Source organism: Kitasatospora cheerisanensis KCTC 2395 (assembly GCF_000696185.1).
Taxonomy (GTDB): Bacteria; Actinomycetota; Actinomycetes; order Streptomycetales; family Streptomycetaceae; genus Kitasatospora; species Kitasatospora cheerisanensis.
The window spans coordinates 4,185,458-4,199,145 of the sequence record NZ_KK853997.1; the positions used below are offsets into that span (position 1 = coordinate 4,185,458).

Annotated in this window: 10 protein-coding genes and 1 pseudogene; 9 read left to right on the plus strand and 2 right to left on the minus strand. The window is 72.4% G+C overall.

Annotation, left to right across the window (positions count from 1 at the left end; all coding sequences use genetic code 11):
- Positions 1-20: 20 nt before the first annotated feature.
- Together KCH_RS19025 and KCH_RS19030 are read right to left on the minus strand one after the other, a co-directional pair.
- Positions 21-1,169: a metallophosphoesterase gene (locus tag KCH_RS19025; RefSeq protein WP_084223748.1), complete on the minus strand. Its 1,149-nt coding sequence runs from the start codon at positions 1,167-1,169 to the stop codon at positions 21-23.
- A gap of 147 nt (positions 1,170-1,316) precedes the next feature.
- Positions 1,317-2,474 carry a LacI family DNA-binding transcriptional regulator gene (locus KCH_RS19030; protein ID WP_035864529.1) on the minus strand — a complete coding sequence of 386 codons (1,158 nt, stop codon included), beginning with the start codon at positions 2,472-2,474 and terminating at the stop codon, positions 1,317-1,319.
- Between the two features lie 287 nt (positions 2,475-2,761).
- Between KCH_RS19030 and hisC the strand changes: the two genes are divergently transcribed.
- From hisC to KCH_RS19075, 9 genes and pseudogenes are all read left to right on the plus strand, one after another.
- Positions 2,762-3,838 (plus strand): histidinol-phosphate transaminase, encoded by a 1,077-nt coding sequence (gene hisC / locus KCH_RS19035; protein WP_035864531.1) that lies wholly within the window; start codon positions 2,762-2,764, stop codon positions 3,836-3,838.
- Positions 3,839-3,947: 109 nt separating this feature from the next.
- Entirely contained in the window at positions 3,948-5,240 is a 1,293-nt protein-coding gene (locus KCH_RS19040; protein WP_035864533.1) for a TrpB-like pyridoxal phosphate-dependent enzyme, read from the plus strand.
- A 197-nt stretch (positions 5,241-5,437) separates the two neighbouring features.
- Positions 5,438-6,832 (plus strand): efflux RND transporter periplasmic adaptor subunit, encoded by a 1,395-nt coding sequence (locus KCH_RS19045; protein WP_035864534.1) that lies wholly within the window; start codon positions 5,438-5,440, stop codon positions 6,830-6,832.
- Positions 6,833-6,990: 158 nt separating this feature from the next.
- Positions 6,991-7,329: pseudogene (locus tag KCH_RS44630) on the plus strand (ABC transporter ATP-binding protein); the annotation flags it as partial.
- Between the two features lie 271 nt (positions 7,330-7,600).
- The gene (locus tag KCH_RS19055) at positions 7,601-8,803 is read left to right on the plus strand and encodes an ABC transporter permease (RefSeq protein ID WP_035864536.1); all 1,203 of its coding nucleotides are present in this window, start codon (positions 7,601-7,603) and stop codon (positions 8,801-8,803) included.
- Between the two features lie 13 nt (positions 8,804-8,816).
- Entirely contained in the window at positions 8,817-9,458 is a 642-nt protein-coding gene (locus KCH_RS19060; RefSeq protein WP_051653216.1) for a DUF5666 domain-containing protein, read from the plus strand.
- A 151-nt stretch (positions 9,459-9,609) separates the two neighbouring features.
- Positions 9,610-10,371 carry a response regulator transcription factor gene (locus KCH_RS19065; protein ID WP_244305369.1) on the plus strand — a complete coding sequence of 254 codons (762 nt, stop codon included), beginning with the start codon at positions 9,610-9,612 and terminating at the stop codon, positions 10,369-10,371.
- Between the two features lies 1 nt (position 10,372).
- Positions 10,373-11,836, plus strand: a complete 1,464-nt coding sequence (locus tag KCH_RS19070; RefSeq protein ID WP_035864540.1) for a sensor histidine kinase — start codon at positions 10,373-10,375, stop codon at positions 11,834-11,836.
- Positions 11,837-12,135: 299 nt separating this feature from the next.
- A complete protein-coding gene (locus tag KCH_RS19075) occupies positions 12,136-13,677 on the plus strand; it encodes a cytochrome ubiquinol oxidase subunit I (RefSeq protein ID WP_035864543.1) in 1,542 nt (513 codons plus the stop codon).
- The last annotated feature ends 11 nt before the right edge of the window (positions 13,678-13,688 follow it).

Sequence of the window (13,688 nt, forward strand, 5' to 3'; positions counted from 1 at the left end):
CGGGGGCGGCCCGCCGGGGGTCAGTTCAGTGGCAGCCGGGCGACCAGCAGGCGACCGTCCATGGTGACGCCGCCGTCCATCGCGATGGCCAGCTCGTCGGCGTAGATGTACGGGCCGGGCACGTGCGGCGGGGTGCCGTCCTCCGGGTGCTCGCCGGTCAGGTACGGGATCGGGCTGTGGCCGTGCACCACCCGGTAGCCGCCGTACATGGCGAGCAGCTCCTGCGCGGCCATGGTGCCGGCCTGGCCGCGGAACGCGAACCGCTTGGTGAACTTGCGGAAGGCGTCCCACCATTCGTCGATGCCCTCGTCGGCGAGCAGCGCGTGCACGGCGTCGTTGACGTCGGCGATGGTCTCGCCGTACTCCAGGTACGCGGTGGTGTCGGAGTGCAGCAGCAGGTGGCCGTCCTCCAGCGCCATCGCGGGCAGCCGGGACAGCCAGCTGATGTGGTGCGGCTGCAGGCGCTCCAGGTCGTGCTGCTGGCCGCCGTTGAGCCGCCAGGCGGCCAGGAAGGAGGCGGTGCCGGCGGTGGACTGGACGGCCTCGTCGGCGTAGCGGGCGGCGCCCAGGAACAGCAGTTCGTGATTGCCCATCAGAGCGCGGCAGTAGCCGCCGGCCGCGGCCGCCTCGGCGGCCAGCTGCATCACCAGGTCGATGACGCCGATGCCGTCCGGGCCGCGGTCGGTGAAGTCGCCGAGGAACCAGACCCGCGAACGCCCGGCCGACCAGTGGCCCTCGGCGTCGATCAGGCCCTGCTGGTGCAGCGCGGCGAGCAGTTCGTCGAGGTAGCCGTGCACGTCGCCGATCACGAACAGCGGACCGGGGCCCTCGCCGGGCTCGGGCTGCGGGTACGGGAAGTGCACCTCGACGGCGGGCGCCGCCTCGATCGGCGGGCCGAGCTCGATGGTCGGCGGGTCCTCGTGCGGGGCCGCCCCGGTGGGGGCGTAGTGCCCGGGCACGGGCGCGCTGTCGCCGAACTGCCCGGCGGGCGCCCAGTGCTGCTCCAGGTAGTGGGCGCCGCCGTAGGTGCTGTGGGTGTCCTCGTACTGGTAGCCGGCCGGTTCGGCCGGCTCGAACCAGGAGCCTTGGGGGAGCACGTCGAGGTCCTGGCGGGAGCGGATGCCCGAGTGCGGGTGCTCGGGTTCGCGGAAGAGGTCCTCGGGTGTCATTCGCCCATCATAGAAAGCGCACTCTCCCGCCGTCCTCACCTGGTCGGTATCCGTTTTCCCCGTTGACCCGTCGGACGGCGGACCGGCCGCCCGGTCTGCCCCGGTCCGAGGTGGTCCGGACCACTGGCGGGCGCGGGCGGCGCACCCTCACACCTCGCCCGGCGGGCGGGGCGGACTGACCGTGGTACGCGGGCAGCGGCGCTGCGAGGAGGCCCGCACGATCAGCTCGGTCGGCATCAGCGTGCCGGGCGGCGGACCCGTCCCGGCGGTCCGGTAGCGCGGCGGGAACAGCCGGCCGGGGACCGCTCCGGAACCCGCGTCGACTCCTTCGATCGCGTCGATCAGCAGGTTGACCACGGTGGTGCCGATCCGACGGGGTTTCAGCGACAGCGTGGTGATCGGCGGTTCGGTGTTGGCGTAGACGTCGGACTCCGAGCAGCACACCAGCAGCAGGTCGTCCGGCACCCGCAGGCCGTAGCGGCGGGCGGCGGCCAGCAGGTCGGTGCCGTTCGGGTCGAACAGGCCGTACACCGCGTCCGGGCGGTCCGGGCGGGCCAGCAGCCGGTCGGCGGCGACCGCGCCGGCGGCCGGGTCGTGCGCCGGGTACGCCTCGTACACCGGCTCCTGGCCGACCCGGTCGCACCAGGCGAGGTACGCCTCGGTGGACAGCCGGGTGTAGGTGTCGGTGGAGGTGCCGGTGAGCAGGCCGATCCGGCGGGCGCCGGCCTCGCTCAGGTGCTCCAGGATGCCGAGCACGGCGGCCTCGTGGTCGTTGTCCACCCAGGCGGTGACCGGGCAGTTGCCGGGCTTGCCGTCGGAGACCACCGGCACGCCGGACCGGTACAGCTCGGTGACCAGCGGGTCCTGGTCGGGCGGGTCGATCACCACCGTGCCGTCCAGCGCGATGTTGCTCCACACGTCGTGCCGGGAGGACGCGGGCAGCACCACCAGGGCGTAGCCGCGGCCGAGCGCGGCGCTGGTGGCGGCCCGCGCCATCTCCGCGAAGTAGGCGAACTCGGTGAAGGTGAACGGCTCTTCGCCGTAGGTGGTGACGGTCAGTCCGATCAGGCCGGACCGGCCGGTGCGCAGGGTCCGGGCGGCGGCGGAGGGCCGGTAGCCGAGGCGCTCGGCGACCTCGCGGACCCGGCTGCGGGTCTCGTCGGGGAGGCGGCCCTTTCCGTTGAGCGCGTCCGAGACCGTGGTGATGGAGACTCCGGCGGCCGCCGCGACGTCCCGGATGCCTGCCCGTTCCAGGCGCCGTGAGGCGGTGGCTCGGCGACCGTTCTGATTGGCTGCTGCTGTCATGGCGGACCGATCGTATGGCGCATCGCGGCGTTCTGTGACCGGTTCGCTACGGGACGTCGAAGAACCGTTTCTCCATGAGCACCCCCGGGGTGCGCCCTTCGATAGCTGCGGTTTTTCGCCTCGGATACCTCTGACATGTGCCAAAGGAACCCGGCAGAATGGCTGATCTGCACCCGTAACCCGGACGAGCATCTCACCCGCACGGGTGAGAGGCGGTCGGTATCGTTCACGGCACCCGACCGGGGACTGATCGGCACCACCGCCGATGGAGAGAAACGGAGAACCCCGTGGTTCAGCGCGAGCACGGCCCCCGCCTGCGGCCGAGCCTGGACGGCATTCCCAGTTACAAGCCCGGAAAGCCCGCGGGCGTCGACTCCTTCAAGCTGTCCTCCAACGAGAACCCCTACCCGCCGCTGCCGGGCGTGCTGGAGGCCGCGGTCGCCGCCGCCGGCGACTTCAACCGCTACCCCGACATGGGCGTCGGCGCGCTCACCGCGGAGATCGCCCAGCGCTTCGGCGTCCCCGTCGAGCACGTCGCCACCGGCACCGGCTCGGTCGGCGTCGCGCAGTCGCTGGTGCTCGCCACCGCCGCCGAGGGCGACGAAGTCATGTTCGCCTGGCGCTCGTTCGAGGCCTACCCGATCATCACGCAGATCGCCGGCGCCACCCCGGTGCCCGTCCCGCTCACCGCCGACGAGGGCCACGACCTCGACGCGATGCTCGCGGCGATCACCGACCGCACCCGGCTGATCTTCGTCTGCAACCCCAACAACCCGACCGGCGCCGCCCTGCACCGCGAGGAACTGGTCCGCTTCCTGGACGCCGTGCCCGCGCACATCCTGGTCGTCCTCGACGAGGCCTACCGCGAGTTCATCCGCGACGAGGACGTCCCGGACGGCATCGAGCTCTACCGCGACCGCCCCAACGTCTGCGTGCTGCGCACCTTCTCCAAGGCGTACGGCCTGGCCGGCCTGCGGGTCGGCTTCGCGATCGGCCACGAGCAGGTCGCCACCGCGCTGCGCAAGACCGCCGTCCCGTTCGGCGTCAGCCAGCTCGCCCAGGACGCCGCGGTCGCCTCGCTGCGCGCCGAGGACGCCCTGCTGGAGCGGGTCGAGGCGCTGGTCGCCGAGCGCACCCGGGTCACCGCGGCGCTGCGCGCCCAGGGCTGGACGGTCGGCGACTCCGAGGCCAACTTCGTCTGGCTGCGGCTCGGCGAGCGCACCCTCGACTTCGCCGCCGCCTGCGGCGAGGCCGGCGTGGTGGTCCGCCCGTTCCCCGGCGAGGGCGTCCGGATCTCGATCGGCGAGGTCGAGGGCAACGACCTGTTCCTGACCGCCGCGGAGGCGTTCCGCAAGGAGATCTGACCGAACGTCTGATCGAACGTCAGAAGGTGGGGCGGGCAACGCGGTTGCCCGCCCCGTCGGCGTGGAAGGACTCCCGGCGGCAAGCGAACGCACCGCAGGGAGGCCCCGGATGAGCCGGCAGCACACCGATCCCACGCCCACCACCTGGTACAACATCCTCCCGGACCTGCCCGAGCCGGTCCCGCCGATGCTCCACCCCGGCACCAAGGAACCGGTCACCGCCGACGACCTCGCCCCGCTGTTCCCGGCCGAACTCGCCGCCCAGGAACTCGGCGGCCCCCGCGAGGTCGACATCCCCGGCCCCGTCCTCGACCTGTACCGCCGCTGGCGGCCCGCCCCGCTGCTCCGCGCCGAACGCCTGGAACGGGCCCTGCGCACCCCCGCCCGGATCTACTACAAGTACGAGGGCGGCAACCCGACCGGCTCGCACAAGCTCAACACCGCCCTCGCGCAGGCGTACTACAACAAGCGGGCCGGGGTGACCCGGCTGGTCACCGAGACCGGCGCCGGGCAGTGGGGCAGCGCGCTCGGCCTCGCCTGCTCCTTCCTGGAGCTGGACTGCGAGGTCTTCATGGTCCGGGTCTCCTACGACCAGAAGCCCTACCGGCGGGCCCTGATGGAGACCTACGGCGCCCGGGTGCACGCCAGCCCCTCCGAACTGACCGCGGCCGGCCGGGCCGCGCTCGCCGAGGACCCGGCCGCCACCGGCAGCCTCGGCCTGGCCATCGCCGAGGCGGTCGAGTCGGTGGCGGCGGCCGGCGGACGCGCCAAGTACGCGCTCGGCTCGGTGCTCAACCACGTGCTGCTGCACCAGACGGTGATCGGGCAGGAGGCGCTCGCCCAGTTCGCCGAACTCGACGACTACCCGGACGTAGTGATCGGCGCGGCCGGCGGCGGCTCCAACTTCGGCGGGCTCGCCTTCCCGTTCCTCGGCGAGCAGTTGGCGGGCCGCCGCGCCGTGCGGGCGGTCGCCGTGGAGCCCGCGTCCTGCCCCACGCTGACCCGCGGCCGCTACGACTACGACTTCGGCGACAGCGCCGGCACCACCCCGCTGATGAAGATGCACACCCTCGGGCACGCCTTCACCCCGCCCGCCATCCACGCCGGCGGGCTGCGCTACCACGGCATGTCACCGATCGTCAGCCACCTCAAGGAGCTCGGCCTGGTGGAGGCCGTGGCCGTGCCGCAGACCGCCTGCTTCGAGGCCGGGGTGGCGTTCGCCCGCGCCGAGGGCGTCGTCCCGGCCCCGGAGTCCACCCACGCCGTGCGGGTGGCGATCGACGAGGCGCTGGCCTGCCGGGAGTCCGGCGAGCCGCGGGCGATCGTGTTCGCGCTGTCCGGGCACGGGCACTTCGACATGCAGGCCTACCTCGACCACTTCGCCGGGAAGCTGACCGACTGAGCGGCCGCCGGCGGGTGAACCGGGGACGGGACTTCGCTGGGAGGTTTCTGGGAGACCGGTCAAGAGCTGGTGGTCCGCCGGTAGGCCGACGGCCCGCCGGCGGGTGATGCGCGGCGATTCGTCCGGATCGATGGTCCCAGCCGGCGCCCAGGATCCGCACAGGGCGGCGAAAGAGCACAGGACGATGCTTCTGCGCCATGAAGGTGCTTCCGCGACGGCGTGGTGCCGTCCTCGTCAACTCCGCGCTCGGCGTGGCCCTGCTGGGCGGGGCCGCGCTGGCGTACACCACCCTGGACAGCGGGACCAGCAAGGCCGCCACCGGCGCCAAGGTCCGGACCGCCACGGTCACCCAGGGCACGGTCCAGGCCACCGTGTCCGGATCGGGCACGCTGTTCTCGCCCTCCGACGCCGGTCAGGACTTCACCACCGGCGGCCGGCTGACCGCGGTGAAGGTCTCGGTCGGCGACGCGGTGAAGAAGGGCCAGGTGCTGGCCACCGTCGACACCACCGCCGCCCAGCAGCAGGTCGACCAGGCGCAGTCCGCGCTGACCGCCGCCGAGGCCAACCTGACCAAGGCCGAGGCCGGCGAGACGGTGACCACCACCGTCCCCGGCACCGGCGGGTCGGGCTCGGGCTCGGGCGGCTCCGCGGGCTCGTCCGGCCGCAGCGGCACCGGCGCGTCGGGCTCCGGCACGGCCGCGACCACTCCGCAGCCGACCACCACGACCACCGTGAAGATCGACCAGGCGCAGATCGCCCAGGCCCAGCAGCAGGTCGACAACGCGCAGACCACCCTGACCAACGCGAAGACCGCGCTGGCCGGCACCACGCTGACCGCCACCACCGACGGCACCGTCGCCTCGGTCTCCGGCAAGGTCGGCGAGACCGTCTCCGGCACCGGGTCCTCCTCCTCCGGCTCCTCCGGCAGCTCCTCCACGGGCACCAAGACCTCGACCGGCAGCGGCAGTTCGAGCACCACCCCGAGCGGCTTCATCGTGCTCACCAACCCGTCCGGGATGGAGGTCACCGCGAACTTCTCCGAACTGGACTCGCTGAAGCTGAAGAAGGGCCAGAGCGCCACCGTCACCCTGAACGCGCAGTCCGACACCAAGCTGGCGGCGAGCGTGCTGTCGGTCAGCTCGCTGCCCTCCAGCTCCACCAACGGCGCCGTGCAGTACGGCGCGGTGCTGCAGATCACCGGTGACACCTCCACCCTGCGCACCGGCCTGAGCGCCACCATCTCGGTGGTCACCGGCTCCGCCGAGAACGCCCTGTCGGTGCCCACCGCGGCCCTCCAGGGCACCGGCGCCACCCGCACCGCGACCGTGGTCCACGACGACGGCAGCACCGAGCGGGTGCAGGTCGGCGTCGGCATCGAGGGCGACACCACCGTGCAGGTCGTCGACGGCCTCACCGCGGGCGAGAAGGTCGAACTGACCGCCACCACCGCGGGCACCGGCAACGGCTTCCCGTCCGGCAGCTTCCCCGGCCTGAACGGCGGCGGCTTCGGCGGCGGCGCCGGCGGCTTCGGCGGCGGGACCGGCGGGACCGGCGGCGGCACCCGCGGCGGCGGCACCGGGGGCTCGCGCTGATGAGCACCGGCAAGCCCCCGGTGATCCAGGTCCGCCGGGTCACCAAGTCCTACGGCCACGGCGACGCCGTCGTGCACGCCCTGCGCGGCCCGCTCGGCCCGGACGGCGAACCGCTCGGCGTCGACCTGGACGTCGCCGAGGGCGACTACGTCGCGGTGATGGGCTCGTCCGGCTCCGGCAAGTCCACCCTGATGAACATCCTGGGCTGCCTGGACGTGCCCACCGCCGGCCGCTACCTGCTGGACGGCACCGACGTCGGCCACCTCGACGAGGGCCAGCTCGCGCTGGTGCGCAACCGCAAGATCGGCTTCGTGTTCCAGTCGTTCAACCTGGTGCCGCGCACCACCGCGCTGGCCCAGGTCGAACTGCCGCTCGCCTACGCGGGCGTGCGGGCCGCCGAGCGCCGCCGCCGGGCGATGGCCGCGCTCACCCTGGTCGGCCTCGCCGACCGGGCCGGCCACAAGCCCAACCAGCTCTCCGGCGGCCAGCAGCAGCGCGTCGCGGTGGCCCGGGCGCTGGTCACCGCGCCCGCGATGCTGCTCGCCGACGAGCCCACCGGCAACCTCGACAGCCGCTCCACCGAGGAGGTGCTGGGCATCATCGACGGCCTCAACGCGCGCGGCCGCACCGTCGTCACCATCACCCACGAGGACGAGGTGGCCCGGCACGCCAAGCGCGTCGTCCGGCTGGTCGACGGCGCGATCGTCTCCGACGTCCGGCAGGCCCCGTCGACGGCCCGCCGCCGGCGCTGGCGGCGGGGGTGGTCGCGTGATCGTCTGGCAGATGGTCCGCTTCGCGGTCGGCGGCCTGGCCGCCAACAAGGTCCGCTCCGCCCTCACCATGCTCGGCGTGCTGATCGGCGTGGCCTCGGTGATCCTGCTGCTCGCGGTCGGCAACGGCTCCTCGGTGGCGGTGAAGGAGTCCATCACCTCGCTCGGCACCAACTCGCTGACCGTCTCCTCCGCGGCCTCCCGCGGCTCCGCCACCGCCGCCAAGAAGCTCACCGTCGAGGACGCCAAGGCGCTCGCCTCGGCCACCGACGCCCCCGCCGTCAAGTCGGTCGCCCCGGTGGTCACCACCACCGGAACCGCGCTGTACGGCAACATCTCGTACCAGCCCGGCCAGATCGTCGGCACTTACCCGGCGTACTTCGAGACCGCCAACCAGAAGGTCGCCAAGGGCGACTACTTCTCCGCCGACGACGTGCTGAACTCCCGCAAGGTCGCGGTGCTCGGCTCGACCACCGCGAAGGAACTGTTCGCCGCCGAGGACCCGATCGGCAAGAGGATCACCATCGGCGGCACCCCGTTCACCGTGACCGGCGTGCTCGCCGCCAAGGGCTCCACCGGCTTCAACGACCCCGACGACGTGGTGATCGCCCCGCTGCCGACCGTGCAGAACGCCTTCACCGGCTTCGGCTCGGTCAACCAGATCCTGGTCCAGGCGTCCTCCGCCGACACCACCACCGAGGCGCAGGCCGACATCACCCGGATCCTGATGGGCACCCACGCCCTGAAGGACGCCACCAAGGTCGACTTCCGGATCAGCAACCAGACCTCGCTGCTGAGCGCCCGCGAGTCCACCACCAAGACCTTCACGGTGCTGCTCGGCGCGGTCGCCGCGATCTCGCTGCTGGTCGGCGGCATCGGCATCACCAACATCATGCTGGTCACCGTCACCGAACGGACCCGGGAGATCGGCATCCGCAAGGCGCTCGGCGCACCCCGCGCGGTCATCCTCGGCCAGTTCCTCGCCGAGTCCACCCTGCTGTCGATGATCGGCGCCGGCCTCGGCGTGCTCGCCGGGATCGTCGGCTCGCACTTCTCGGTGGTCGGCATCAAGCCGGTGGTGATCCCCGAATCGGTGCTCGGCGCGTTCGCCATCGCCGTCGCCATCGGCCTGTTCTTCGGCAGCTACCCCGCCAACCGGGCCGCCTCGCTGCGCCCCATCGACGCCCTCCGGCACGAGTAGAAGGAGCCCACCCATGTCGGACGAGCAGGAGCTGCTGGCCACCGCGCCGGACACCCGCGACATCACCGCCGAGCTGGCCGCGCCGCCGCGCCGCAAGCTCCCCTGGCCCACCCTGGCGCTGGCCGGCGGCCTGATCGCCGTGCTGTCCTTCGCGGGCGGCGTCTGGTACCAGAAGGACAACGGGAGCGGCACCGGCAGCGGCGCCCGGGCCTCCGGCAACCAGGCCCCCGGCGGCCAGAACGGCGCCCGCCGCGGCACCGGCCAGGGCGGCTACGGGGGCTACGGCGGCGGCCAGAACGGCCAGGCCGGGCAGGGCGGCGGCCAGTTCCCCGGCGGCGCGGCGGGCGGCTTCACCCGCGGCACCGTCAAGTCGGTGGACGGCACCACCGTCTACCTGACCGACGCGAACGGGAACACCGTCAAGGTCACCACCGGCGACTCCACCAAGGTCACCACGACCAAGGAGGGCAAGGTCGGCGACCTGCAGCCCGGCCAGAGCGTCACCGTGATGGGCAGCAAGGGCGCGGACGGCTCCTACAGCGCGACCCAGCTCACCGAGGGCGGCGCGGGCGGCTTCGGCGGCCGCGGCGGCCAGGCCGGAGCGGGCGGCCAGGGCGGGACCGGCTCCGGTACCGGTTCGAGTACGACCGGATGACTAATCCCTTCTTCATTCACTTTGCGTAGCCTGCCCGGGCTAGGGTCTGTCTGACGGTGTTCGGCCGGGCAGGCCCGGCAGAACACCTCGGACCGCCCCGGAACCGCCCGGGGCGGCCCCATCGGTCCCGGCCCGGGAGGCGGAGCAGATCGTGTCCGGAGCAGTGCAGTCGAGCCCCGTCGCGGCGACCCCGGGCGGCGGCGAGCCGTTCCTGCTGGTGGTGGACGACGAGCCCAACATCCGCGAACTGCTCTCCGCCAGCCTGCGGTTCTCCGGCTTCCGGGTGGCCTCCGCCGCCACCGGCCAGGAGGCGCTGGACGCGGTCGCCGCCGAGCGCCCCGACCTGGTGGTGCTCGACGTGATGCTGCCCGACCTGGACGGCTTCACCGTCGTCCAGCGGCTGCGCGACCAGACCCAGTGGCCGCAGAGCCCCGAGCACGTCCCGGTGCTGTTCCTCACCGCGAAGGACGGCACCGGCGACAAGGTCCAGGGCCTGGCCGTCGGCGCCGATGACTACGTCACCAAGCCGTTCAGCCTGGAGGAGCTGATCGCCCGGATCCGGGCGATCCTGCGCCGGGCCGGCGGCCCCGCCGACGACGGCCGCCTGGTGGTGGCCGACCTCACCCTCGACCCGACCGCGCACGAGGTCACCCGGGGCGGCGTCCCGGTGTCGCTCTCCCCCACCGAGTTCAAGCTCCTGCACTACCTGATGGCCAACGTCGGCCGGGTGGTCTCCAAGGCGCAGATCCTCGACCACGTGTGGGCGTACGACTTCGGCGGCGACCTCTCCATCGTCGAGTCGTACATCTCCTACCTGCGCCGCAAGCTCGACTCCGGCCCGGCGCACGGCCCCAAGCTGATCCACACGGTGCGCGGCATCGGCTACGCGCTGCGCCGCCCGCCGAACAGCTGAGATGGCCCGCTTCTCGCTGCGGGTCCGGCTGCTGGTGCTGTCGCTGCTGCTGGTCACCACCGGCCTGGTGGTGAGCGACACGCTGGTGCTCGGGGTGGTCCGCGGCCAGCTGGTGGAGCGCGCCGACCAGCAGTTGGAGCGGTACGCCGAACCCCTCTCGCGGCGCGCGCCGACCCGGCAGCAGACCCCGGTGTCGGTGTTCAGCCCGCAGTCGGTCAGCCGCCGCACCGGCCAGACCCTGCCCAGCGAGTACGTGGTCCGCTACCTGTCCGCGGACGGCACGGTGCTGTCGGTGCTGCGCCAGCCGCTGACCGACTCCGAGCCCGCCCCGCAGCTGCCCGCGCTGACCGCCGCCGGGCTGACCCGCCGGGAGGGCGCGCCGTTCACCGAGAAGGTGCCGCGCGGCAGCGAGTGGCGCTCGCTGGTGCTGCCGCTGCAGCGCACCACCGGCGGCGACTTCAGCTCCCCGCGGTTCGTGCAGGTCGCGGTGCCGCTGGACGACGTGCAGTCCACCATCAAGCACCTGCGCACCACCTTCTTCACCATCGGCGGCGCGGTCCTGGTCGGCCTGGCCGGGCTGGGCGCGCTCGCGGTCCGGGCCGGGCTGCGGCCGCTGCGCCAGCTGGAGGCGGGCGCCCAGCGGATAGCCGACGGCGACCTCTCGCACCGGATGCCCGAACTGCCCGCCCGCACCGAGGTCGGCCGGCTGTCGGCGGCACTGAACCGGATGCTCACCGACATCGAGACGGCGTTCGCCGACCGGGCCGCGTCCGAGCGCCGGATGCGCCGCTTCGTCGCCGACGCCTCGCACGAGCTGCGCACCCCGCTGGCCGGCATCCGCGGCTTCGCCGAGCTGCACCGGATGGGCGCGCTGGAGGACGTCGACCGGGCGATGGACCGGATCGAGTCGGAGGCGGTGCGGATGGGCGGTCTGGTCGAGGACCTGCTGATGCTGGCCCGGCTCGACGAGGAGCGCCCGCTGAACCTGGCCCCGATGGACCTGCGCACGCTGGCCGCCGACGCCCTGCACGACCTGACCGCGCTGGACCCGGGCCGCCCGGTGTCGCTGACCGGCCCGCGCGGCGAGGGCGCCCCGCAGCCCGCGCCGGTGCTCGGCGACGAGGCCCGGCTGCGCCAGGTGGTGACCAACCTGGTGGGCAACGCGGTGAAGCACACCCCGCCGGGCACCGCGGTGCGGATCGGGGTGGGCCGGACCGACGGCAGCTGCCTGCTGGAAGTGGCGGACCGGGGCCCGGGCATGACGGAGGATCAGGCGGCGCTGGTGTTCGAGCGCTTCTACCGGGTGGACGGCTCCCGGGCGCGCCGGGCCGGCGAGGGCGGGGGAGCGGGCCTGGGGCTGGCGATCGCCTCGGCGCTGGTGGCCGCGCACGGCGGCGAGCTGTCGCTGCGCACCGCGCCGGGCGACGGCGCGGCCTTCCGGGTGGTCCTGCCGCACCAGTCCTGATCCGGGCCCGCCCCGCCCGCAGGCTGACCTGCGCTGATGCTCCGTCAGTGCGAACGGTGTCAAGCGCCGTTCGGTACAGCGGCGGTGCCCGGCGGCTGCTTGTGAGTGGCCGAGCGGGCAGCGGATCATCGGACTGTCGGAAAACACCCACCCCCGTGCGAATGCACTGATAAGCATCATGGATACTGCTCTTGTGAACGTGTTCACGTTCACAAGCGGACAAGCTTGGGCAGGTTCGGCACCCTCGCGTGCTAAATATGCTTTTTGTCCGGTATGCACATCCTGTGAGAGAGGGCGCAGTGGACCTAGCAGTCGCTCACGAGACCATCTCGCGATGGCAGTTCGGCATCACCACCGTCTACCACTTCCTCTTCGTCCCACTCACCATCAGCCTGGCGTCGATCGTCGCCTGCCTGCAGACCGCGTGGGTGCGCACCGGCAAGGAGAAGTACTTCCACGCCACCAAGTTCTGGGGCAAGCTCTTCCTGATCAACATCGCCATGGGCGTGGTCACCGGCATCGTCCAGGAGTTCCAGTTCGGCATGAACTGGTCCGACTACTCCCGCTTCGTCGGCGACGTGTTCGGCGCCCCGCTGGCGATGGAGGCGCTGATCGCCTTCTTCTTCGAGTCCACCTTCATCGGGCTCTGGATCTTCGGCTGGGACAAGCTCCCGAAGAAGATCCACCTGGCCTGCATCTGGATGGTCGCCATCGGCACCGCGCTGTCCGCGTACTTCATCCTGGCCGCCAACTCCTGGATGCAGCACCCGGTCGGCTACCGGATCGACCCGGCCACCGGCAAGGCCCAACTCACCGACATCGTCCGGGTGCTGACCCAGAACACCACCCTGGTGCAGGTCTTCCACACCCTGACCGCCGCCTTCCTCACCGGCGCCGCGTTCGTGGTCGGCATCGCCAGCTTCCACCTGTGGCGCGCCAAGCAGGGCAAGCAGCCCGACAAGCGGAAGACCGCCGCGATGCGCACCTCGCTGCGCTTCGGCCTGGCCATCGCCGTGGTCGCCGGCCTGGGCACCGCGATCAGCGGCGACACCCTCGGCAAGGTGATGTTCGAACAGCAGCCGATGAAGATGGCCGCCGCCGAGGCGCTCTGGGACACCCAGGCCCCCGCCCCGTTCTCGGTGTTCGCCGTCGGCGACGTCTCCAAGGGCCACAACTCGGTCGCCCTGGAGATCCCCGGAATACTGTCCTTCCTCGCCCACAACGACTTCTCGTCCGAAGTCCCCGGCATCAACGACATCGCCGCCGCCGAGGCCGCCCAGCACGGCGGACAGCCCACCGACTACATCCCCAACATCTTCGTCACCTACTGGGGATTCCGGCTGATGATCGGCTTCGGCATGACGTCCTTCGTCGCCGCGCTGATCGGCCTGTGGACCACCCGCCGGAAGTTCTGGCTGGCCCCCGAGCACCGCACCGGCGAGGACGAGCCGCCGAAGCTGATGCTCACGAAGAACCGGGAGATGAACGTCTTCTTCACCCGGTGGAGCTGGCGGATCGGCATCCTCACCATGGGCTTCCCGCTGATCGCCAACAGCTTCGGCTGGATCTTCACCGAGATGGGCCGCCAGCCCTGGGTGGTGTTCGGCCTGATGCGCACCCGCGACGCGGTCTCCCCCAACGTCAGCGTCGGCACCCAGGTGCTCGGCCTCTGCACGCTGACCGCGCTGTACGCGATCCTCGCCGTGATCGAGGTCAAGCTGCTCGCCAAGTACGCCGCCGCCGGCCCCGACACCGACGAGAAGCCGCCCGCCAAGGACCCGACGCTGCGCGGCCCCTCCGACGACGAGGACGCCGACAAGCCCCTCGCCTTCGCGTACTGAGGACGGATCAC

Excerpts from the sequence above, each read along its gene's own strand:
- KCH_RS19025 (WP_084223748.1), bottom strand. The coding sequence starts at position 1,169 with ATGACACCCGAGGACCTCTTCCGCGAACCCGAGCACCCGCACTCGGGC.
- KCH_RS19030 (WP_035864529.1), bottom strand. The coding sequence starts at position 2,474 with ATGACAGCAGCAGCCAATCAGAACGGTCGCCGAGCCACCGCCTCACGG.
- KCH_RS19040 (WP_035864533.1), top strand. The coding sequence starts at position 3,948 with ATGAGCCGGCAGCACACCGATCCCACGCCCACCACCTGGTACAACATC.
- KCH_RS19045 (WP_035864534.1), top strand. The coding sequence starts at position 5,438 with ATGAAGGTGCTTCCGCGACGGCGTGGTGCCGTCCTCGTCAACTCCGCG.
- KCH_RS19060 (WP_051653216.1), top strand. The coding sequence starts at position 8,817 with ATGTCGGACGAGCAGGAGCTGCTGGCCACCGCGCCGGACACCCGCGAC.
- KCH_RS19070 (WP_035864540.1), top strand. The coding sequence starts at position 10,373 with ATGGCCCGCTTCTCGCTGCGGGTCCGGCTGCTGGTGCTGTCGCTGCTG.